Origin of the sequence: Sulfitobacter sp. HI0027 (assembly GCF_001634775.1) — a bacterium.
GTDB lineage: Bacteria > Pseudomonadota > Alphaproteobacteria > Rhodobacterales > Rhodobacteraceae > Sulfitobacter.
On sequence record NZ_LWER01000192.1, the window covers coordinates 16,081 to 35,947 of the forward strand.

Annotated in this window: 21 protein-coding genes; 10 read left to right on the forward strand and 11 right to left on the reverse strand. The window is 61.4% G+C overall.

The genetic code is table 11. The annotated features are described in order from the left end of the window. Positions 1-27: 27 nt before the first annotated feature. From A3722_RS12580 to A3722_RS12590, 3 genes are read right to left on the reverse strand one after another with little or no spacing between them, the layout of a single operon-like run. On the reverse strand, positions 28-1,413 hold the full coding sequence (locus tag A3722_RS12580) for a sensor histidine kinase (RefSeq protein ID WP_067627229.1): 1,386 nt from the start codon (positions 1,411-1,413) through the stop codon (positions 28-30). Between the two features lie 8 nt (positions 1,414-1,421). Continuing rightward, complete coding sequence (locus tag A3722_RS12585) at positions 1,422-2,843, reverse strand: dihydrolipoyl dehydrogenase family protein (protein ID WP_067916163.1); 1,422 nt, start codon at positions 2,841-2,843, stop codon at positions 1,422-1,424. Next, a complete protein-coding gene (locus tag A3722_RS12590) occupies positions 2,840-3,574 on the reverse strand; it encodes a TVP38/TMEM64 family protein (protein ID WP_067626492.1) in 735 nt (244 codons plus the stop codon). Before A3722_RS12590 ends, A3722_RS12585 begins: the two co-directional genes overlap by 4 nt. A gap of 318 nt (positions 3,575-3,892) precedes the next feature. Here A3722_RS12590 and rpmH point away from each other — a divergent pair, with 318 nt between their 5' ends. The 10 genes from rpmH to A3722_RS12640 all read left to right on the forward strand — a co-directional run bounded on the left by rpmH (position 3,893) and on the right by A3722_RS12640 (position 12,288). Then, positions 3,893-4,027, forward strand: a complete 135-nt coding sequence (rpmH, locus tag A3722_RS12595) for a 50S ribosomal protein L34 (RefSeq protein WP_007118882.1) — start codon at positions 3,893-3,895, stop codon at positions 4,025-4,027. 26 nt (positions 4,028-4,053) lie between these two features. Next, positions 4,054-4,476, forward strand: a complete 423-nt coding sequence (rnpA, locus tag A3722_RS12600) for a ribonuclease P protein component (protein WP_067626494.1) — start codon at positions 4,054-4,056, stop codon at positions 4,474-4,476. Further along, positions 4,473-4,694 carry a membrane protein insertion efficiency factor YidD gene (gene yidD / locus A3722_RS12605; RefSeq protein ID WP_067626496.1) on the forward strand — a complete coding sequence of 74 codons (222 nt, stop codon included), beginning with the start codon at positions 4,473-4,475 and terminating at the stop codon, positions 4,692-4,694. The genes rnpA and yidD overlap by 4 nt, the downstream gene beginning before the upstream one ends. Before the next feature lie 66 nt (positions 4,695-4,760). Beyond that, entirely contained in the window at positions 4,761-5,630 is an 870-nt protein-coding gene (gene ttcA / locus A3722_RS12610) for a tRNA 2-thiocytidine(32) synthetase TtcA (RefSeq protein WP_067626497.1), read from the forward strand. 107 nt (positions 5,631-5,737) lie between these two features. Further along, positions 5,738-7,279: a putative bifunctional diguanylate cyclase/phosphodiesterase gene (locus A3722_RS12615; RefSeq protein ID WP_067626499.1), complete on the forward strand. Its 1,542-nt coding sequence runs from the start codon at positions 5,738-5,740 to the stop codon at positions 7,277-7,279. A 289-nt stretch (positions 7,280-7,568) separates the two neighbouring features. Continuing rightward, positions 7,569-9,440, forward strand: coding sequence for a membrane protein insertase YidC (gene yidC / locus A3722_RS12620; RefSeq protein WP_067626501.1), 1,872 nt, complete (start codon positions 7,569-7,571; stop codon positions 9,438-9,440). Then, positions 9,440-10,177, forward strand: a complete 738-nt coding sequence (locus tag A3722_RS12625) for an MOSC domain-containing protein (protein ID WP_067626503.1) — start codon at positions 9,440-9,442, stop codon at positions 10,175-10,177. Before yidC ends, A3722_RS12625 begins: the two co-directional genes overlap by 1 nt. After that, positions 10,177-10,827: a ribosome biogenesis GTP-binding protein YihA/YsxC gene (yihA, locus tag A3722_RS12630; RefSeq protein WP_067626505.1), complete on the forward strand. Its 651-nt coding sequence runs from the start codon at positions 10,177-10,179 to the stop codon at positions 10,825-10,827. Before A3722_RS12625 ends, yihA begins: the two co-directional genes overlap by 1 nt. 37 nt (positions 10,828-10,864) lie before the next feature. Next, entirely contained in the window at positions 10,865-11,728 is an 864-nt protein-coding gene (gene argB, locus A3722_RS12635) for an acetylglutamate kinase (protein WP_201722024.1), read from the forward strand. Between the two features lie 65 nt (positions 11,729-11,793). Continuing rightward, the gene (locus A3722_RS12640; RefSeq protein ID WP_067626508.1) at positions 11,794-12,288 is read left to right on the forward strand and encodes a SixA phosphatase family protein; all 495 of its coding nucleotides are present in this window, start codon (positions 11,794-11,796) and stop codon (positions 12,286-12,288) included. A gap of 62 nt (positions 12,289-12,350) precedes the next feature. Here A3722_RS12640 and A3722_RS12645 read toward each other — a convergent pair whose 3' ends face one another. From A3722_RS12645 to A3722_RS12680, 8 genes are all read right to left on the reverse strand, one after another. After that, complete coding sequence (locus tag A3722_RS12645; protein WP_067916165.1) at positions 12,351-13,118, reverse strand: amino acid ABC transporter ATP-binding protein; 768 nt, start codon at positions 13,116-13,118, stop codon at positions 12,351-12,353. Positions 13,119-13,132: 14 nt separating this feature from the next. Then, positions 13,133-14,431 (reverse strand): amino acid ABC transporter permease, encoded by a 1,299-nt coding sequence (locus tag A3722_RS12650; RefSeq protein ID WP_067627541.1) that lies wholly within the window; start codon positions 14,429-14,431, stop codon positions 13,133-13,135. 3 nt (positions 14,432-14,434) lie between these two features. After that, positions 14,435-15,649, reverse strand: a complete 1,215-nt coding sequence (locus A3722_RS12655; RefSeq protein ID WP_067916167.1) for an amino acid ABC transporter permease — start codon at positions 15,647-15,649, stop codon at positions 14,435-14,437. A 217-nt stretch (positions 15,650-15,866) separates the two neighbouring features. Then, positions 15,867-16,883, reverse strand: coding sequence for an amino acid ABC transporter substrate-binding protein (locus A3722_RS12660; RefSeq protein ID WP_067622203.1), 1,017 nt, complete (start codon positions 16,881-16,883; stop codon positions 15,867-15,869). A 193-nt stretch (positions 16,884-17,076) separates the two neighbouring features. Continuing rightward, the gene (locus A3722_RS12665) at positions 17,077-17,790 is read right to left on the reverse strand and encodes an ATP12 family chaperone protein (protein WP_067622206.1); all 714 of its coding nucleotides are present in this window, start codon (positions 17,788-17,790) and stop codon (positions 17,077-17,079) included. After that, positions 17,787-18,470: an HAD-IA family hydrolase gene (locus A3722_RS12670; RefSeq protein WP_067622207.1), complete on the reverse strand. Its 684-nt coding sequence runs from the start codon at positions 18,468-18,470 to the stop codon at positions 17,787-17,789. Before A3722_RS12670 ends, A3722_RS12665 begins: the two co-directional genes overlap by 4 nt. Further along, positions 18,467-19,513, reverse strand: coding sequence for an RluA family pseudouridine synthase (locus A3722_RS12675; protein WP_067622210.1), 1,047 nt, complete (start codon positions 19,511-19,513; stop codon positions 18,467-18,469). The genes A3722_RS12670 and A3722_RS12675 overlap by 4 nt, the downstream gene beginning before the upstream one ends. Next, positions 19,510-19,863, reverse strand: a complete 354-nt coding sequence (locus tag A3722_RS12680; protein ID WP_067622213.1) for a fluoride efflux transporter FluC — start codon at positions 19,861-19,863, stop codon at positions 19,510-19,512. The genes A3722_RS12675 and A3722_RS12680 overlap by 4 nt, the downstream gene beginning before the upstream one ends. Positions 19,864-19,867 lie beyond the last annotated feature (4 nt).

The following is a 19,867-nucleotide window of genomic DNA, read 5'->3' on the forward strand; positions in this document are numbered from 1 at the left end:
TGAGGAAATGCAATTTTCTGCGAAAATCTATAGGGTGCCGTCCCCCTTGGGCAGCGTTATGTCAAAAACCGTCCCTTCCGGCCCACTGCTGCGCAGGGCCAAGGTGCCGCCGTGGCCGCGCACCAGTTCGGATGCGATCACCAGACCCAAGCCCGACCCACCTTTGCGCGCACCGCCCTGAAACGCGGTAAAAAGGTGCTCTCGCGCTTTCGGTGGCAGGCCGGGGCCGGTGTCGCTGACGGTGACGCACCACGCATCGCTCATATCCTCGGCCCGCAAATAGACTTCGCCCGGTTTGCCGGTGGCGGTAATCGCCTGCCGGGCGTTCCGCATCAGATTGGCCAGCACGCGGTACATTTGCTCGGGGTCCGCTCGCACGGTCAGATTCGCGGGGATGTCGGCGGCAAAGCTGATGTCGCTTTCGGGGTCGGCAAGGCGTTCGCCGTCGATGACCTCTTCCACCAGCTCTTCCAGCAGCATGAGGGTCAGCGTCGGTCCCGGCTCTTCGGCCTTGCCGAAAGCCAGTGTCGATTCGCATAGGTGCACCGCACGGGTGATGGAACTGACGAGCTTGGGCGCCATGCGTTTGACCGTTGGGTCTTCGGACATCTCGATCCGGTCGGTGAACAGCTGCGCCGAGGTGAGGATATTGCGCAGATCATGGCTGATCTTGCTGACCGCGCTGCCCAATTGGGCCAAACGCTCTTTCTGTTTCAGCGCCTGTGTCAGGTCCGTCTGGAGCTTCTGAAGCGCCACTTCAGCCTCGCGCAATTCGGTGACACTGGCGGAGGGCTCAATGATCCGCCGGGCGTCCTCGGGCGCGGCGGCGTAGCGCTGCATATGCCCTGCCACCCGCTTGATCGGCTTGAGCAGCAAAGCCCGCATGGCAAAGAACAAAAGCACCGCCGTAATGACTGAGATCACGGCCGAGAGGATGAGGATGCGAATCCCGTAGTCGAGCATGGCCACACGCATCGGCGCGGTCTCCATCGTGACTTCGATCAACAACCCCGCCTCGCGCACCGGGGCGCCGATCACGCGGACCACCTCATTGCCGGGCCGGAACAGTCGCAGCATGGCATCGCGGATCAACACCGTCGCCGAGGCATCGCGCAAATCATAGGTTTGCGACACCATCCGCGGCATCGGAGAGGCCAGCACCAATTGCCGCGCTTCGTCCCGGCGCAGTACCACGTTGAAGACCTCGGCGTTGCGCAGCAGCTCCGCCTCCAACTCCGGGTCGAGCATATCGTCGGCCAAAAGCGCCAGCGACGCGATCTGCGCCCGCTCCAGCCGGGTCAGCATATATTCCTCGCGGAACCGCGCGATGGAGGGGACGAAAATCAGCACTTCGGCCAGCATCACAAAGATGGTGGTGAGGATCAGCAAACGGCCAGAGAGCGAGTGAATCATGTGCTATCTCAGGGCAACAGGCGCTGCACGGCGCGCACAACCGTTTTAACCAACGCGCTTTCGAAGAGGCGCGGACTGAAATAGGCCCCCGCCGCGCGTTTGTTGACTTCCGAGATCGTGGGGTAAGGAGCGACCATAGCGGCAATCTGGCTCATCTTCATGTTATTGACCAGCGCAAGTGACCACAGGGTGATCAGTTCACCCGCCTGATGGCCGACGATGCTGGCCCCGACCGGGCGGCCCTTGACCACCATGACCTTGATGAACCCTTTGGTCTGACGTTCGGCGATGGCGCGGTCGTTGTGGTTATAGCGAAAACGCACGACCTCCAGTTTGTCGCCATGTTCTTCCCGCGCCTGCGCCTCGGCCAGCCCGACCTGCGCCAGCTCCGGCGCGGCATAGGTGACCCATGGGATATGGTGTAATTTGGTCTTGCTCGGCAGGCCAAAAAGGATCGAGCGGATCACAACCCCGGCGTGATAGCCCGCCACATGGGTGAATTGCAGCCCGCCTGCCACGTCGCCAATAGCATAGACGCGGCGGTTGCTGCTGCGCAGGCTGTCATCGACCTTGATGCCTGCTTTGGTGGTCTCTACCCCGGCCTTATCCAGGTCGAGCCGGTCGATGTTGCTCTTGCGCCCCACGGCCATCAGCAGATGCGAGCCCTTGACCACACGGCCATCCTTGGTCTCAACCGTGATCGCGCCCGCCGCGCCACTGACCTTGGCGGCATCGCTGCCTTCTTCAAAGACCACTCCCTCGTCCCGCAGGGTCTGCAAAACCACCTCGGACAATTCGGGGTCATCCTTGCCAAGCGCGCGGCTACCTTCGATCACGGTGACTTTGCAGCCCATTCGCACATGGGCCTGCGCCATCTCGATGCCGATGGGGCCACCCCCAATAATAATCAGATGCTCCGGCTTCTCACGCAGATCAAAGAGGGTTTCGTTGGTTTCATAAGGCACATCCTTCAGCCCCGGAATCGGCGGCACCAGAGGGGATGATCCTGTGGCGACAACAATGCGCCGCGCGGTGATGATCGTATCACCCGCCTGCACCTCTTTATCGGAAATGAAGCGCCCGTATTCGCGGATCACCCGCACGCCCAGTCCTTCAAACCGCTCAACCGAATCGACCGGCGCGATTTGCGAGATCACATTGGCCACGTGATCCTTGGCGGCCGCGTAATCCACCGCTCCGGCGGCATTCGCGACCCCATATTGCGTACTGTGCTGTTGAGCATGGGCGGTCTTGCCGGTCTTGATCAGCGCCTTCGACGGCACACAGCCATAGTTCAGGCAATCGCCGCCCATCTTGTGCCCTTCGAGCAAGGTCACATCCGCGCCCATCTGGACGGCCCCCGCCGCCACCGACAACCCGCCAGAGCCTGCGCCGATGATCAGAACATCGGTCTTGATACGGTTGGTCATTTCAGCAGATCCTTCTTGCCGGTAAATGTCTTGATCGCCACAGGCAGCAGCGACAGAACGCAAAGGCCCAGAATGGGCAGCAAAATATGGGGTTCAAAGATGATTCCGAGGTCCGGCGTCTCGCCTCGGGCGAAGACTGCACCTAGCCCAGCCCCGACAGAGGTGAAGACCAGCGCCCCCGGCATGATGCCGAAGAACGTGGAGATGGCGAAACGAAACAATGGCACGCCAAGGAATGCGGGCACCAGATTCGCAACGAAAAACGGCACCACCGGCACGAGCCGGATAAAGAAGAGCATCGACCACTGGTTATCGTCGATCCCTGCCTTGATCTTGCGCACCACCCCATCAGAGGCATCCATCCGCTCTTTCAGCCGGTCGCCCAGACCCCATTGCGCCGCCAGGAAGATCACGATCGCGCCGAGTGTGGCCCCACCCACGTTATAAAGGACACCGGGAAACAGCCCGAACAGAAAGCCGCCAGTTAATGTCGCCACTGTGGCCCCCGGTAGGGAGAATGCCACGATCACTACATAGGCGGCGACAAAGGCCAGCGCGGTCAGCAGGTAGTTGTTGTCGCGAAAGGCGATCAGCGCCTCGCGATTCTCACGCAGGGCGTCGAAACTCAGGTAATCACGCAGGGTAAACGCGCCGATGGCGGCGACCGCTAGGATCACCGCAAGGGGCAGGTAACGCATCAGCGCGGGCTTACTTTGATCTTTGCGGCTCATTTCAACACTTTCATTAGGCCTACATCAGACCATTTTCCGTTTCCTTAATGATGGCGTGAAGCAGCGCGCAGGAACAGGCTCCTCACGCGCGCTTGATAGGACTTGTGCCCAGAGCCCCGATTTCGCAGGGTAGAAGGGCGAACTGAAACAAACCGCGCCCTTCTGACCGGCATTTTGTTGCAAAGCGCAGTTTTTCCGCCTCAGGGGGTTTGACTTGCGCGCCCCGCCGCATTAGAGGACGGGCTTGAATTGACGCTGGCCGCGGTGGAACCCTTTAAGTGATTCCGTGCCCAGCCAGCTTTAGATGGAGACGGAGCGATGAAACGCACCTTTCAACCCTCGAACCTCGTGCGCAAGCGGCGCCATGGTTTCCGCGCGCGCATGGCCACCAAAGCCGGCCGTAAGATCATCAATGCACGCCGCGCACAGGGCCGGAAATCGCTGAGCGCGTAAGCGCCCTCGATCTTCGGAACCAGAGTATGACACCGCCGGAGGCACCCTTGAATGGCACTTGCGCCACGAAGGGGAACCCTGCCCCGGCGGTTTCTCTGCGTCTGGAAACCCTGACTAAACGGGCGGACTTTCAGCGTGCCAGCCGCGCCAAACGTGTGGCGACCCCCGGTTTTATTCTACAAATGCGACCCCGCCGGGAAGATGAGCCCAGCGCGGCGCCCATTCGCGTGGGGTTTACCTGCTCGAAAAAGGTCGGCAACGCCGTTGCCCGCAACCGCGCCAAGCGCCGCCTGCGGGAAATCGCACGGCTGACCCTGCCTCAGGCGGGGCAAGCGGGCATGGACTATGTCTTTGTCGGGCGGCGCGAGGCGACGGCGACCCTGCCCTTCGACCAATTGCTTGCCGATCTCACCCGCGCGCTTGATATCCTGCACGGGGCGCGCAAATGACCCCCTTGGCGGCGCTGCTCGCCCTCCCGGTGCGCGGCTACCGGCTGCTTTTCAGCCCATGGGTTGGATACAATTGCCGCTACCAGCCCACCTGCAGCGCCTATGCTCTGGAAGCTTTGCAAAAACACGGCGGTCTGCGGGGCGGATGGCTGGCCGCGCGGCGCATCGCCCGCTGCCATCCATGGGGCCACAGCGGGATCGACAACGTCCCAGACTAGCGCCACGCTTGCGGCAAAGGGGTAAAATGCCCTAGGTGAAGCCAAGCAGATAGTGAGAGACCGACGATGCTGGACGAAACCAACGAGATTCACCCCCTCTTTGCCGGCGCACCGCAAAGCACCGAATTCAAGAAGCTGCGCAAGCGTATCGTCCGTATGACCCGCGAGGCGATTGACCAATACGGCATGGTCGAGCCGACCGCCGAGGGCGCGCCGAAACCCAAATGGCTGGTCTGCCTGTCGGGCGGCAAAGACAGCTACACCCTGCTTGCGGTCCTGCATGAATTGCAATGGCGTGGCCTGCTGCCTGTCGAGCTTCTGGCTTGCAACCTCGACCAAGGCCAGCCGAACTTTCCGGCCACCGTGCTGCCGGAATTCCTTGAAAAGATGGGCGTTCCGCATCGCATCGAATATCAAGACACCTACTCAATCGTGATGGACAAGATCCCCGCCGGACGCACCTTCTGCGCCCTTTGCAGCCGTCTGCGCCGGGGCAATCTTTACCGGATCGCGCGGGAGGAAGGCTGCTCTGCCGTGGTGCTGGGGCATCATCGGGATGACATCCTCGAAACCTTTTTCATGAACCTTTTCCACGGCGGACGGCTGGCGACGATGCCGCCCAAATTGGTAAACGAAGAAGGCGATCTGTTCCTCTACCGCCCCCTCGCCCATGTGGCTGAAAGCGATTGTGAACGCTTTGCCACGGCGATGAATTATCCGATCATTCCCTGCGATCTTTGCGGGTCGCAGGACGGGCTTCAACGCCAGCAGGTCAAGGCGATTCTCGACGGATGGGAGGCCAATAGCCCCGGTCGTCGGCAAGTTATGTTCCGCGCCCTGATGAACGCCCGGCCCTCACATTTGCTGGATCCCGAGCTTTTCGACTTTGCCGGGCTTACGCGGAACATTGAGAGTACAGAGCAAGAACAATTTTAGATAATAATCCGCGAAAAACCGGTCTCTGTTAACCCACGACACACCCTAAAGGCGATATCCCACCCCCATCAGCGCAGGCATGGCGCGCATTGAAGAGGGATATCGCGATGGCACATTACCGCACCACTGGGCCCGGGCAACTGCGCCAGTCGCTCGCCGCATTGCTTAGCGGTCAGGCCGCTCTGGCCTTTCTCCCCGCGATGTCATTGCTGGCGTTTTGGATTGGCGGTGAAATGGCCCTGTTTGGCGTCTCCGCCGCGCTGCCGCTTCTTTTTCTTGCGGGGCAGCGGTTTGGCGAGGGGGCGACATTACCCCGTGACGCGCACACCGCCATACTACAGCGCAGCACCTTCGAAGAGTTGACCGAACAGGTCTTTCAAAGCGCCCGAACACAGGGCCGCTTGTCGGCAACGTGCTTTATCGCGCTTGAGGATTTTGACCAGATTATCGAACGTTACGGCCAATCTGCCGCAGATACGATTGCGCGGCAAAGCGGCGAACGGTTGCACAGCGCCCTGCGGGATGACGATATCATCGGCAAGATGGGCGAAGCACGTTTCGCCATCTGCACGGCCCCGGTCCGCCAGCTTGATCTTGAGCTTTGCATTCAACTCGCCGGGCGGCTTCAGGCCACTTTGGAAGAACCGTTCTTTGTCGATGGAGTTACGATCTATCTCACGGCCTCCGTCGGATTTTGCCTCAACACCCGCGCCCCGGGCGGTGATGGCTCCGCTTGGCTTGCTGCCGCCGCCACGGCGCTGCGCAGCGGCCAGCGGCGCGGGCCATCTTCCATCCGCGCCTTCTCTGACCAGATGCGCCGGGAAACCGAAAGCCGCGCAGAACTGCGCGAGGAGGTCGCGCAGGCATTGGACAGCGGGCAGATTCAACCATGGTTCCAGCCGCAGATCTCAACCGACACCGGCCAAATCACCGGCTTTGAAGCACTGGCGCGCTGGAACCACCCGGTCCAAGGCATGATCCCGCCCTCCGATTTCCTGCCCGCCGTCGAAGAAGCTGGCCTGTTGGAGCGTTTGGCCGAGGTAATGATGTATCATTCCTTCGCTGCGCTCAAAGCCTGGGATAGCTCCGGCACCGAAGTGCCCCAAATCGGTGTGAATTTCGCAGGCGGCGAACTTGCCAACCCTCAGCTCATCGACAAAATCACGTGGGAGTTGGACCGTTTTGATTTATCCCCTGAAAGGCTCGCAATCGAAGTACTGGAAACAGTCGTCGCTTCTGCCGCCGATGATGTGATCACCCGAAATATAAATGCCCTGCGCAAGCTCGGTTGCCGCATTGACCTTGATGATTTCGGTACCGGCCATGCCTCCATCGCGTCCATCCGCCGCTTTTCGGTAAGCCGGATCAAAATCGACCGTTCCTTCGTCATGAAGGCCGATCGCGACCCCGATCAGCAACGCATGATCAGCGCCATCTTGACCATGGCCGAACGACTGGGCGTCGAAACCCTTGCCGAAGGGGTGGAGACGGTGGGGGAGCATGTCCTGTTGGCCCAACTCGGCTGTGACCATGTGCAAGGCTTCGGCATCGCCCGGCCCATGCCTTTTGAACAAACTCTTGATTGGATCGCCCGCCACAATGCGAAACTGCAAGATGTCCCCCGCATTATGAACGGACGCGCGACATAGCGGCGGCGCCCTCGTCAGGTCTGCACGCGCCAAATGTAGCACGCCGTGCCTGCCCCGAGCCGATGATACGCCCCTCGCGCCGAGGCCGCCAAACCCCTTCGGCCCCGGCCCAGTCAAAGCCAGTGCCACAGGCCACCCGCAACCGTCCCCGGCGAAACTCCGCAAAACCCATGCCAGATGGGCCAAAACCACGGTACATTGCCCCCAACCTTACCCGATTCCACTTGACCTTTGGCCCCGCACTCTGTTGAACCCCCGTGATATTCAAAGACATCAGGTGGCGGCCCCCATGGACGAACAGAACAAGAATCTCATCCTTGCCACGGCGCTCAGCTTTGCCGTCATCCTCGTGTGGTTCCTCCTGTTCCCGCCCCCCGAAGCCGACCCTGCGCTAGAACCCGGCACAGAGACCAGCCAAACCATCGAGGGCACCTCGGTCCCCGCCTCCACCGCCGACACCGCTGCCGCGCCCGGCACGGAGGATGGCGAAGGCGCCGCACCCGAAGGCCGCCGCGCGGCTCTGGCGGCTGCCCCCCGCGTGGCCATTGCGACCGACAAGGTCAGCGGCTCCATCTCGCTGATGGGTGGTCGGATCGACGACCTGAAACTGAACGACTACCAAACCACGCTCGACGCAGACGCCGAAATCGTGACCCTGCTCTCCCCCGAAGGATCGAGCGATGCCTATTACGCGCTGCATGGTTGGGCCGCAGGCTCTGGCCTTGCGCCCGATGCCGTGCCGGGTGTCGATACGCTCTGGACCCTGAGTGAGGGCGAAACACTGGGCGTCGACAGCCCCGTCACTTTAAGCTGGGACAATGGTGCCGGTCAGGTCTTTACCCGCACCATCTCGGTCGACGACGAGTATATGTTCGACATCACCCAGAGCGTGACCAACAATGGCGAAGGCGCGGTGAACCTCGCCCCCTTCGGCATGATCGCGCAACACGGGCTGCCCGAAGACCTGAAAAGCTTCTTCATCCTGCATGAAGGTGCCGTGGCCATGGCCAATGGTGAGCTTTCCGAAGTCGATTGGGACGATATCGCCGAAGCCGATGTGAACAGCACCTGGGGCCGCCCCGCCGTGGTCACCGAAGGCGTCACCGAGGGCTGGGTTGGCTTCACCGATCACTATTGGCAGGCCGTGCTGATCCCCGACGCGGGCGAGACCTTTGAGCAGGCGCTCACCTATGACCCGCGCGCCGACACCTACCGTGCCTTCACCCGCCAGCCGACCCGCTCGGTCGCGGCAGGCGAAAGCGTGAGCACCTCCAGCAAGTTCTTCGCGGGTGCGAAGGAGTGGGAAACCCTGCAGGATTACCAAGCCTCCGGTGTCGCCAAATTCATCGATAGCATCGACTGGGGTTGGTTCTTTTTCCTGACCAAGCCGATCTTCTGGCTGCTGCACAACCTCAACCAGCTCATCGGCAACATGGGCGTTGCGATCATCGGCCTGACGCTGCTGATTAAGGCGCTGCTCTTCCCGCTGGCCTATAAATCCTACGTCTCCATGGCGCGGATGAAGGAACTTCAGCCCGAAATGGAAAAGCTGAAGAAAGATGCGGGCGACGACCGTCAGAAGATGCAGCAGGGCATGATGGAGCTCTACAAGAAGAACAAGGTAAACCCCGCCGCGGGCTGTCTGCCGATCCTTCTGCAAATCCCGATCTTCTTCTCGCTCTACAAGGTGATCTTTGTCACGATCGAATTGCGCCACGCGCCCTTCTTTGGCCCGTTCCAAGACCTCAGCGCGCCCGATCCGACCTCGATCATGAACCTCTGGGGCCTGCTGCCCTATGCGGCCCCCGAGCCCGGCTCGATGCTGGCGCTGGTGTTCATCGGTATTCTGCCGCTTCTGCTGGGTATCTCCATGTACCTGCAGCAAAAGCTGAACCCGGCCCCCACCGATCCGACCCAGCAGATGATCTTTGCTTGGATGCCTTGGGTCTTCATGTTCATGCTGGGCGGTTTCGCGAGCGGCCTTGTGGTCTACTGGATCGCGAACAACACGATCACCTTCACCCAGCAGTATCTGATCATGCGCAGCCAAGGGTACAAGCCTGACCTCTGGGGCAACATCGCAGGCGGCTTTAAACGCACGCCCAAGGGTGATGCCGCCAATGCAGATAGCAAACCCAAATCGGGCAAGTCGAAAAAGTGATGCAGGTCACCGCGCTCAACCGGCACCCGCTCAAGGCCCATGGCCGCGAGACGGTTGAGCGTGTGACCCTGCGCGCCGGGCAGTCGATGCCCTATGACCGGCTTTGGGCCGTGGCCCATGACGCATCCAAAGCCGCGCCCGGAGATTGGGCGCGGTGTTTGAATTTCACGCGGGGGGCGTCTTCGCCGCAGCTGCAGGCAATCACGGCCAAGCTGGATGAGGCGACAGAGAAGCTGACCTTGCGCCACCCGACGCGCGGCGAGATCACCTTTCACCCCGATCGCGAACAGGCCGCATTCCTTGACTGGGTGCGCCCCTTGGTGGCCGAAGGCCGCGCCGCCCCCGTAGATATCCTGCGGCTCGACGGGCGCGGCTATACCGACAGTGCCGAACCGACGCTCTCGCTCAATAGCCTGGCCTCCCATGCCGCAGTCGAAGCGCTTGCCGGCAGCCCGCTGCAAACCGCCCGCTGGCGCGGCAACATCTGGTTTGACGGCGCGGCCCCGTGGGATGAGTTCGAATGGATCGGACGCGACCTGAAAATCGGCGAGGCGCGGCTGCATGTGTCAAAACGCATCACCCGCTGCCTTGCCACGACCGTGAACACCGACACCGGCGCGCGCGACGTGGATACGCTCGCCGCGCTTGACCAATTGGGTCACCGAGACTTCGGTGTTACCCTGACCGTCACCACCGGCGGAGAGATCGCCGTGGGCGACGAACTGGAGCTGATTTGATGCAAGTGAACTACACCATTGCCGAGGAGCCGGACGCGCCGAGCGCCGAAAAAGGCCGGATGCTTTTCGCCGGTGAGACGACATTCGTCAAAGGCGTGGTGGCGATGGACGGGCTGCCGCCCCCAGACCGGATGGAGGTCTGCTTTGCGGGCCGTTCCAACGTCGGGAAATCGACGCTGATCAACGCGCTGACGGGGATGAAGGCCCTGGCGCGGGCGTCGAACACGCCCGGCCGTACGCAGGAGATTAACTTCTTCACGGCCGGCGAAGAGCATTACCTCGTTGACCTGCCGGGCTACGGCTATGCCAACGCGCCGCTGCCGGTGGTCGAGAAATGGCAGCGTCTGCTCAAGCAATACCTTTCGGGCCGTCAGACCCTGCGCCGCGCCTTTGTGCTGATCGACGCGCGCCATGGCGTCAAAAAGGTCGACAACGAAATCATGTCCCTGCTCGACAGCTCTGCCGTGACCTTTCAGGTCGTGCTGACCAAGGCAGACAAGGTGAAAGAATCCGAGCGCGAGAAGATCCTGACGCAGGTGAAAGACGCGCTGAGCAAACACCCCGCCGCCTATCCCGAGATTGTGGTCACGTCTTCGGAAAAGGGCTGGGGCATCCCTACCCTGCGTGCCATCATCGCCACGCTGGAATAGCACTTTCCGCCGCTATCGGCTTCCCATGGGTCAACAGATGAGAACGCAAGACATGAACCGCGACTGGATCGCCACCGCCCAAACCCTCAGCCAAGCACTGCCCTTCCTGCAACGATATGCCGATGCCACCGTGGTCATCAAACTGGGCGGTCATGCGATGGGCAGCGATGAGGCGATGGATGAATTCGCCCGCGATGTGGCGCTGATGCGGCAGGTGGGTGTGAACCCGGTGATCGTCCATGGCGGCGGCCCGATGATCAACGACATGCTGGCGCGGCTGAACATCAAATCCGAATTCGTGAACGGCAAGCGGGTCACTGATGCCGCAACTATGGAAGTGGTCGAGATGGTGCTCTCGGGCCTCGTCAATGCGCGGATCGTGCAGGCGATTTCCGAACAGGGGGGACGCGCCGTGGGCGTCTCGGGCAAGGACAGCGGATTGATCGTTTGCGAGCCCGAAGACCCCGCTCTGGGCCTCGTCGGCAACCCGACACAGGTGAACCCGCGCATCCTGCGTGACTTTGCCGACAAGGGCATCATTCCCGTCATCGCACCGCTTGGCATGGGCCGGGGCGGTGAGACCTATAACATCAATGGTGACACCGCCGCAGGCGCCATAGCGGGCGCGCTGAAGGCCGACCGCCTCCTGTTGCTCACGGACGTGGCTGGCGTCAAAGATGGCGCGGGTGAGGTGGTGACCGACCTGACGGCGAGCCAGATCAACGACATGATCGCCGATGGCACCATTGCAGGCGGGATGATCCCCAAGGTTCAGACAGCACTAGATGCACTCGAAGGCGGCGTGCGCGCGGCGGTGATCCTTGACGGGCGGGCGCCCAATGCCTGCTTGCTGGAGCTTTTTACAGAGCACGGCGCGGGCAGCATCATTCGCAAAGGCTAAGTCAAAGCGCTTGCCCCCTGCCCCTGCTTCGCGCCTATGATGGGCCGAGCAGTGAAAGGAATGACATGCGCCGCCTGATCCTAATGCGACATGCGAAATCGGACTGGTCCCACGGGACCAGCGATCACGATCGCCCTCTGAATCCCCGTGGGCGTGGCGCTGCCGAAGCGCTTGGCAACTGGCTGCGGGCTGAAGGGCTGCTGCCTGATGCAGTGCTCTGTTCCACGGCGGCGCGCACGCGCGAAACCTGCGCGCTTTTGAACCTGCCTGAAAGCTGCGCGGTGGAACACCTCCGCCAGCTTTATCTCGCCGAACCCGATGAGATCATAGCAAACCTGCGCCAGCGAGCGTCTGGCGACACCCTGCTGCTTGTCGCGCATAACCCCGGTATTGCCGCTGCCGCAGCGCTGCTGTTGCAGCAGACGCCCGATCAGGATGCCTTTGACCGCTATCCTTCCGGCGCGACCACGGTGATGGATTTCGATATCGATAGTTGGGCCGACCTCGCCCCCGGCAGCGGCGGGTTGCGCGCCTTTACCGTGCCCAAGCAACTGGTCTGAAACGCAAAACGCCCCGACCGATTGGCCGGGGCGTTTGGTTGGTTATCATGCTTTAACGCGGCTTAGTGCCCCAGAATCTGGCTCAGGAACAACTGTGTGCGCGGGCTCTGTGGGTTGTTGAAGAAGGCTTCCGGCTCGTTCTGTTCAACGATCTGGCCTTCGTCCATAAAGATCACCCGGTTCGCCACCTGACGGGCAAAGCCCATCTCGTGGGTCACGCAGAGCATCGTCATGCCCTCTTCGGCAAGCTCGATCATCGTGTCGAGCACCTCTTTGATCATCTCAGGATCAAGCGCCGATGTCGGCTCGTCGAAAAGCATGATGCGCGGGCGCATGCAAAGCGAACGGGCAATCGCCACACGCTGCTGCTGACCACCCGAAAGCTGACCGGGGTACTTATTGGCCTGATCGGGGATCTTCACCTTTTCAAGGAAGTGCATCGCCGTTTCCTCGGCTTCCTTTTTGGGCGTCTTGCGAACCCAGATCGGCGCCAGCGTGCAGTTCTCAAGGATCGTCAGATGCGGGAAGAGGTTGAAGTGCTGAAAGCACATGCCGACCTCTGACCGGATCTTGTCGATGTTCTTGAGGTCCGAACTCAGCAGCGTGCCGTCGACCTCGATGGTGCCCTTCTGATGCTCTTCCAAAGCGTTGATGCAGCGGATCAGCGTCGACTTCCCCGAGCCCGAGGGCCCGCAGATCACGATACGCTCGCCCCGGTGCACCGTCAGGTCGATGTCGCGCAGCACGTGGAACGCGCCATACCACTTGTTCATGTTCTCGATCCGAATCGCGACTTCGTCGGATACTTTCATTTGTGCGGTCTCAGCCATGCGAGAACCCTCCCTTAACGATGGTCAGTCGCAAGACGGCGTTCCAGCCACTGCGAGTATTGAGAAATGCCGTAGCAAACGATGAAGAACAGCACGGAAGCAAAGAGGAAAAGCTCCCAGTAGACGCCGTTCCAATCGGTCGAGGCCAAGATCGGGCCGCGGATCATGCCGATGATATCGAAGAGCGAGATCACCGAGACCAGCGTGGTGTCCTTGAACAGGCCCACCGCGATGTTGACGATGCCCGGGATCGAAATCTTCAGCGCCTGCGGCAGGATGATCAGCCGCATCGCCTGCGGGTAATCAAGGCCAAGGCTGTCTGCGGCCTCGTATTGGCCCTTTGGCAGCGCGGCCAGACCGCCCCGGATCACCTCGGCGATATAGGCCGAAGAGAACATGGTGATCATGATCACGACGCGGATGAAGAGGTCAACGCCCGAGCCCGGCGGGAAGAAATAGGCCAGCATCACGTTCGCTACGAACAAGAGCGTGATCAGCGGCACGCCCCGGACGAATTCGATAAAGACCACGCAGATGCCTTTGACGATTGGCAGGTGAGACTGACGCCCCAAAGCCAGCGCAATTCCGATCGGCAGCGACAGTGACACACAGGTGATGCCCAGCATCATGTTGAGCATGAAGCCACCAAGGTCACGGCTGGGGATCGCTTGCAGCAGTGGCGAGGCGGGGCGCAAAGCCTCCCCGATGAAGCCACCGATATACCAGACGATCACCGCAGCAACGAGGCCGCCCGCCAGCGCCATGGCAAAGCTTTTCTGCACCAGACGGCTATAGACGATATAGCCCGCGATCACGCCCAAGAGGGCAAAGATCGGCCCCCAGATTGGACCGCCCCAGATCAGCCAGAAGGCCAGAAACGGGTAGACTCCAGTGAAATAAAGCAGCTTGCGCGGCAGGTCGATGAAGAGCACGGGGGCCACCGCAAGGAACAGCAGCACCAACGCGAGGGTCGGACGCCAGTATTGATCACTGGGATATTTGAACCCGAATAGGAGCTGATGCCAACGCTCACTCAGCACCGAGAAACAGGCGCCCGTAGCCCCGTCCAGCACCTCGCGACATTCAGACAGGCTGCTTGCCGACCAAACGCCGTTCAACAGCCATGGCAGAGAGCCGGCCAGCAAGAGATAGAGGAAATAAAGCGCCACCACCGTCAGCAGGGCATTCGCCCATGTCGGGAAGAGGTTGTCTTTCACCCACTTTACCGGGCCGCCCACCTTGTCCGGCGGTGCCGAAGGCGGCAGTGAGGTTTCGCGCACGAAGGCGATGGATTCAGCATGTGTGTCTGACATGGCTTAACGCTCCTTCAGCTTCGTTGCGTTGTTGTAGACGTTCATCACCATGGAGATGCCCAGCGAGATGACGAGGTAGAAGAGCATCAACAAGACGACACATTCGATCGCCCGCCCGGTTTGGTTCAGGGTGATCCCGCCCAGTGTGGCGGTGATGTCGGCATAGCCCACGAGGATCGCCAGCGAGGAGTTCTTGGTGATGTTGAGGTAGTTCGAGATCAGCGGCGGGATGATTACGCGCAGCGCCTGCGGCAGCACCACAAGGTTCATGATCCGGCCCGACCGCAGCCCCAAGGCAGCAGCGGCTTCGGACTGGCCCTTGCTGACGGCTTGGATGCCCGCGCGGACGTTCTCGGCGATGAAAGCACCGGTGTAGATCGACAGGGCGAACCACAGTGCGATCAGCGGTGCACCAATCTGGATGCCGCCGCGGAAGTTGAACCCTTTGAGCGCGGGGTAATCCAGCCCGATCGGCATGCCCATGATGAAGAACATGATGATCGTCGGCAGCAACAAGATCGCGACCGAGGGCCAAAGCATCGGCAGCAGGCGACCGGTGTCGTAAAGCAGTTTCGTCGCATAGCGGCGGTAGGCAAAGACGCCGATCACCGAGGCGACAAAGGTCGCCACCACGATCATCGAGCCCGGTCCCCAGACCGGACCGGGGATATAGACGCCCCGGTTGGTAAAGGCAAAAGACCCCAGCATCATGCTCGACGCCGGATCATCGCCCCGGAAGGCCGAAGGCGCGGGCATCGCGGCGGTCATGACGGTGTAGATGATCAGGATCCAGATCAGCACCGGGATGTTGCGGAAGATCTCGACATAGCCTGCCATCAGCTTGCGGATAAGCCAGTTGTTCGACAGGCGCAGAACCCCGGCGACGACGCCAAAGATCGTGGCCGTCACGCAGGCAAGGAAGGACACCAGCAGCGTGTTGATGATGCCGACCCATGCCGCCTGAAGGTTCGACGACTGGCTGGTATAGGGGATCAGCGTTTGGTTGATGTCATAGCCCGCGGGGTTACCGAGGAACTGGAAAGAGATGTTCAACCCGGCGGCGCGAAGGTTCGCGGCAAGGTTCGATCCCAGATACCAGATCGCCGTGACCAGCAGCGCAAGTGCGATAACCTGAAAGGTAATCGACCGATAGCGGGTGTCGCTCAACAGCATAGATGGCCGGAACGACTCCTTGGGAGGGTCGGAGAATGTCGTCATGTATGTATCCCTGTGTTCCGGCTTGTTTTTTATTGGTGCATTTGGCGCACCTTGGCCGAATCATTTTTGGTCGTTGATCGTTTCTTCGATCGTGGGCTTTTATTGTCTCGTTGGGGTTTTGTCAGTCGTTTTTAGACCGTTTTTCGTGTCGCAAAGGCACTTCGCGCCCCCAGAGGCACAAAGGGCGCAGGAATTCCTGCGCCCCTTGGCTTGCTATTTAGCGGAAGGGCGGTGCGTAGAGCAGGCCACCGTCTGTCCACTGGGCGTTCAGCCCGCGTGCCAGACCGATCGGGGTCTCTTCGCCGATGTTCTTGGCAAAGATCTCGCCGTAGTTGCCTTCGGCCATGATGGCGCGCTTGGCCCACTCGGCGTCGAGGCCGATCATCTCACCCAAGGTACCTTCGGTGCCCAGAAGGCGAGCGATCTCAGGGTTGTTGGTGTTGCCGGTCATCTCTTCGATGTTGGCGGATGTGACACCCAGTTCTTCAGCAGCGATCAGCGCGTTCAGCACCCAGCGGGTGATGTCGCCCCAGTCGTTGTCGCCGTGACGGACCAGCGGGCCGAGCGGCTCTTTCGAGATGATCTCGGGCAGCAGCACGTGCTCGCCGGGGTTCTCAAAAGTGGCGCGTGTCGCGGCAAGGCCGGATGCGTCTGTGGTGTAGGTGTCGCAGGCACCAGCAAGGTACTGCTGTTGGCCTTCGGCGTTGGTTTCGACAGGCACCGGCTCATAGCTGATGTTGTTCTTGCGGAAGAAGTCCGCGAGGTTCAGCTCGGTTGTTGTGCCGGTCTGGATGCAGACGGTCGCGCCGTCCAGATCCTTGGCCGAGGAAACGCCAAGCGCTTTGGGGACCATGAAGCCCTGACCGTCGTAGTAGTTGACGCCGATGAAGTCGAACTTCAGGTCGGTGTCACGGCTGAAGGTCCATGTGGTGTTCCGTGCGAGGAAGTCGATCTCGCCCGAGGCCAGCGCGGTGAAGCGGGTCTTGCCGGTTGTCGGCACGAATTCCACGGCGTTCTTGTCGCTCAGTACGGCGGCGGCAACGGCACGGCACACAGCCACGTCGAAACCTTCCCATTCGCCGTTAGCATTCGGCGCGGCAAAGCCAGCAAGGCCTGTGGTCACGCCACAGTTCAGCTTGCCGCGGGCCTTGACGTCATCAAGCGTGGCGGCACCAGCAGCACCGGCCGCAAGGCCAGCAACGGTCAGCGCGCCAAAAATTACGGTTTTTTTCATTTTTACCTCTTCCTGATAGTCCGCCACGTTCACTGGCGGTTAATCCGACGTCAGGTGACGCCGAAAGCGATCTTGCGCAGGGTTCCCCCTGCTCAATGAAAAGCAGTGTGGGCGGATTCAGGTTTGAAGGTCAAGGGCGCGATGGGCAAAATCAGGGCGCGTTTTCACATCGCATGGCAAAGCTTTTATCAAGTTAAGCAGCTTTGCAAAGCACGATAATTGCACATGCATGTAAAAACGCTTGTCGCTTGATTTCGGCCTCTTGCTCGGCCACGTCATCACGGCCCCACTGCTCGGCCTGCCAATTCTCATCCAGCCGCGACAAGGCCCAAATCTCTTCGGGGTCAAAGGCTTGTTCAAGCGCGGCAAAGCCAAGGATCAGCGAACCGGTCAGGCTGACAAGGTCATGAAATGCCGCCAATTCGAACGCATCGAGCCGCGCCGTCCGGCGGTGCAACTCGGCCAAGGCTTCGGGCGTTTGCGGGGCATGCATGATACCCTGTCGCGGCTCCAGACGGACGCCGAGTGTCTCTGCCGCCCAATCCAGCATCGGATCCCACTGCGCTGCCTGCCGGGCGACCAATTCTTCGGGGCTGTCGGCGCGGTAGCACAGCAGGTCACTGTCCCCATAGGCCGCCAGCATGTCGACGACCTCGGCCTTTTGCACCGCGACCTTGTCGATCGCGGCATTTGCGGTTTTCGTCACCGGCATTGTGCGGGGATCGATCTGCTTTTCCTGCGCCTGCCATTCGGCGGCCACGGCATCGGCCATGGCGCGGGTCGGCAGGGTCAGAAGCCGCTTGGCCGGGGTCTTCACCCGGCGGCCATCCAATTCCACGGTGAAACCGTCCTCGACCGCGACCACGGCGGCGTCTTTCCAAAAGCGTTTGGCTTTCCAGTCACTCATGCGGGAATGCTCCAGATTTGTTCCAGCAGGGCGGGCAGCGCCGCGAAATCCTCAACCAGATGCGCGGCAGCGGCCAACCGTTCCGGGCCGTGATAGCCCCATTTGACCCCGATCCCGGTCACCCCGGCGGCGGCGGCCATGTCCATGTCGAAAGAGGTATCGCCGATCATCACCGTCGCCTCCGGCCCCACACCGGCATCGGCCATCGCCTGATGGATCATCGATGGATGCGGCTTGGAGGGGTGAAAATCTGCGACCTGCTGCGTGATGAAAAGCCCTTCCAGCCCGTGCCCGGCGATCAACTTATCAAGCCCGCGTTTCGACTTGCCGGTGGCCACGCCCAACAGCACCTCCGGCTCGCCGTGAAGGCGCCGCAACGTGTCCAGCGCGCCAGGATAAAGCGGCGAGGATTGCGCAACACCCGCCTCGGCCCGCAGGGTCATATAGGCGGCCTTATAGGCCTCCACCATCGCAAGGTGATCGCCGGTCGGGCGTGTGGGCGCCAGTACGGTCATTGCCACATCAAGCGACAGGCCGACGATCGACAGGATCTCGGCACGGCTCGGCGCGGGCGCGTCGACAGCCGCAAAGGCCGCCGTCATCGCGGCCACGATATCGCCTTGGCTGTCGACCAGCGTGCCGTCGACGTCAAAGATCACCAAACGCAGTGGCTTGCTCATTGCAGCGACTCAAATGGGTCTTCGTCGGCCAGATCTTCGGTCCAGCCAAAGGTGTCCCAGCTATGCGCCATATGTTCGGGCAACTCGGCGGTGATGGTAACCGTCTTGCGGGTATGGGGATGCTCAAACCGCATCATCCGCGCGTGCAGGTGCAGCTTTTTCGAGATGATCCCGCCCAGTTGCGCGCCCCAGCCGTCGCCGAGGTTCTCTTGCCCCGAGCCGCCGTATTTCCCATCGCCGACGATCGGATGCCCGATCTCGGCCATATGCGCGCGCAGCTGGTGCGTGCGGCCGGTGACTGGCTCCATCGCCACCCAAGACGCGCGCGAGCCGACGCGGAACAGCGTGGCATAGAGCGTATGCGCCCGTTTCGCGCCGGGCGTGTCATCCATATCGCGCGGATGCACGGCGATCATCTTCTCGCCCTCGCCGCTGCGGCCATGACCACCAGCTTTAACGAGACCGTATTTGATTTCGCCCAAGTACGGCGTCGGCACACCGGCGACGATGGCCCAGTAAATCTTGCGCGTCTCGCGGTGCCGCATCGCCGCTGTGAGCGCCTTGGCCGCCAGACGGGTCCGCGCCAGCAGCAGCACGCCCGAGGTATCACGGTCAAGCCGGTGCACCAGACGCGGTTTTTCCTCGGCGTCAAAGATCAACGCCTCAGACAACGCATCGACATGGCGGTCCGCCTGCCCCGAGCCGCCCTGCACCGCCAGTCCCGGCGGTTTGTTCAGCGCGATGACATGCTCGTCGCGGTAGATCACGCAGTTGCGGATCATCTTGGCATCAGCATCGGTAATGCGCGTCCGCTTTGGCGGCGGCGGCGGGGCGCTGTCGGGCAGCGGCGGCACGCGCACCTCTTGGCCGGCTTCGAGCCGCGTATTGGCCTTGACCCGGCCTCCATCGACGCGGATCTCGCCCTTGCGGCACATCTTCTCGATGAGCCCCTGATTGATCTGCGGAAACATCCGCTTGAACCAACGGTCAAGCCGCTGGTCGCCATCGCCTTCGGCGACGGTAATGGTTTGTACGCGGCTCATGCCAATACCTCTCGGGCCACCCAGAGGCCCAGCAAACAGGCGGCCAGCGACAAGATCACCGAGGCCCCCACATATGAAAATGCGACAGCGGCGCGGCCTGTCTCAAGCAGCCGCATCGTGTCGAGTGAAAACGCCGAAAAGGTGGTGAAGCCGCCCAGCAGGCCGGTCATCAGAAAGGGCAGCAACAGCACCTTATCGGCCAGCGCGACCCAGACCACCCCAATTGCGAGCGAGCCCGCGACATTCACCGCCAGCGTGCCCAGCGGGAAGCCGACGGTCAGACCGACAAGGTAGCGCAAGCACGCGCCCAGAGCGCCGCCGAGCGCCACCATGATCAGTGTTTTCATCATCGAT

What these genes read in the sequence shown, in the direction of transcription:
- A3722_RS12580 (WP_067627229.1), bottom strand. Translation starts at nt 1,413, where the DNA reads ATGATTCACTCGCTCTCTGGCCGTTTGCTGATCCTCACCACCATCTTT.
- A3722_RS12585 (WP_067916163.1), bottom strand. Translation starts at nt 2,843, where the DNA reads ATGACCAACCGTATCAAGACCGATGTTCTGATCATCGGCGCAGGCTCT.
- A3722_RS12590 (WP_067626492.1), bottom strand. Translation starts at nt 3,574, where the DNA reads ATGAGCCGCAAAGATCAAAGTAAGCCCGCGCTGATGCGTTACCTGCCC.
- rpmH (WP_007118882.1), top strand. Translation starts at nt 3,893, where the DNA reads ATGAAACGCACCTTTCAACCCTCGAACCTCGTGCGCAAGCGGCGCCAT.
- rnpA (WP_067626494.1), top strand. Translation starts at nt 4,054, where the DNA reads ATGACACCGCCGGAGGCACCCTTGAATGGCACTTGCGCCACGAAGGGG.
- yidD (WP_067626496.1), top strand. Translation starts at nt 4,473, where the DNA reads ATGACCCCCTTGGCGGCGCTGCTCGCCCTCCCGGTGCGCGGCTACCGG.
- ttcA (WP_067626497.1), top strand. Translation starts at nt 4,761, where the DNA reads ATGCTGGACGAAACCAACGAGATTCACCCCCTCTTTGCCGGCGCACCG.
- A3722_RS12615 (WP_067626499.1), top strand. Translation starts at nt 5,738, where the DNA reads ATGGCACATTACCGCACCACTGGGCCCGGGCAACTGCGCCAGTCGCTC.
- yidC (WP_067626501.1), top strand. Translation starts at nt 7,569, where the DNA reads ATGGACGAACAGAACAAGAATCTCATCCTTGCCACGGCGCTCAGCTTT.
- A3722_RS12625 (WP_067626503.1), top strand. Translation starts at nt 9,440, where the DNA reads ATGCAGGTCACCGCGCTCAACCGGCACCCGCTCAAGGCCCATGGCCGC.
- yihA (WP_067626505.1), top strand. Translation starts at nt 10,177, where the DNA reads ATGCAAGTGAACTACACCATTGCCGAGGAGCCGGACGCGCCGAGCGCC.
- argB (WP_201722024.1), top strand. Translation starts at nt 10,865, where the DNA reads ATGAGAACGCAAGACATGAACCGCGACTGGATCGCCACCGCCCAAACC.
- A3722_RS12640 (WP_067626508.1), top strand. Translation starts at nt 11,794, where the DNA reads ATGCGCCGCCTGATCCTAATGCGACATGCGAAATCGGACTGGTCCCAC.
- A3722_RS12645 (WP_067916165.1), bottom strand. Translation starts at nt 13,118, where the DNA reads ATGGCTGAGACCGCACAAATGAAAGTATCCGACGAAGTCGCGATTCGG.
- A3722_RS12650 (WP_067627541.1), bottom strand. Translation starts at nt 14,431, where the DNA reads ATGTCAGACACACATGCTGAATCCATCGCCTTCGTGCGCGAAACCTCA.
- A3722_RS12655 (WP_067916167.1), bottom strand. Translation starts at nt 15,649, where the DNA reads ATGACGACATTCTCCGACCCTCCCAAGGAGTCGTTCCGGCCATCTATG.
- A3722_RS12660 (WP_067622203.1), bottom strand. Translation starts at nt 16,883, where the DNA reads ATGAAAAAAACCGTAATTTTTGGCGCGCTGACCGTTGCTGGCCTTGCG.
- A3722_RS12665 (WP_067622206.1), bottom strand. Translation starts at nt 17,790, where the DNA reads ATGAGTGACTGGAAAGCCAAACGCTTTTGGAAAGACGCCGCCGTGGTC.
- A3722_RS12670 (WP_067622207.1), bottom strand. Translation starts at nt 18,470, where the DNA reads ATGAGCAAGCCACTGCGTTTGGTGATCTTTGACGTCGACGGCACGCTG.
- A3722_RS12675 (WP_067622210.1), bottom strand. Translation starts at nt 19,513, where the DNA reads ATGAGCCGCGTACAAACCATTACCGTCGCCGAAGGCGATGGCGACCAG.
- A3722_RS12680 (WP_067622213.1), bottom strand. Translation starts at nt 19,863, where the DNA reads ATGATGAAAACACTGATCATGGTGGCGCTCGGCGGCGCTCTGGGCGCG.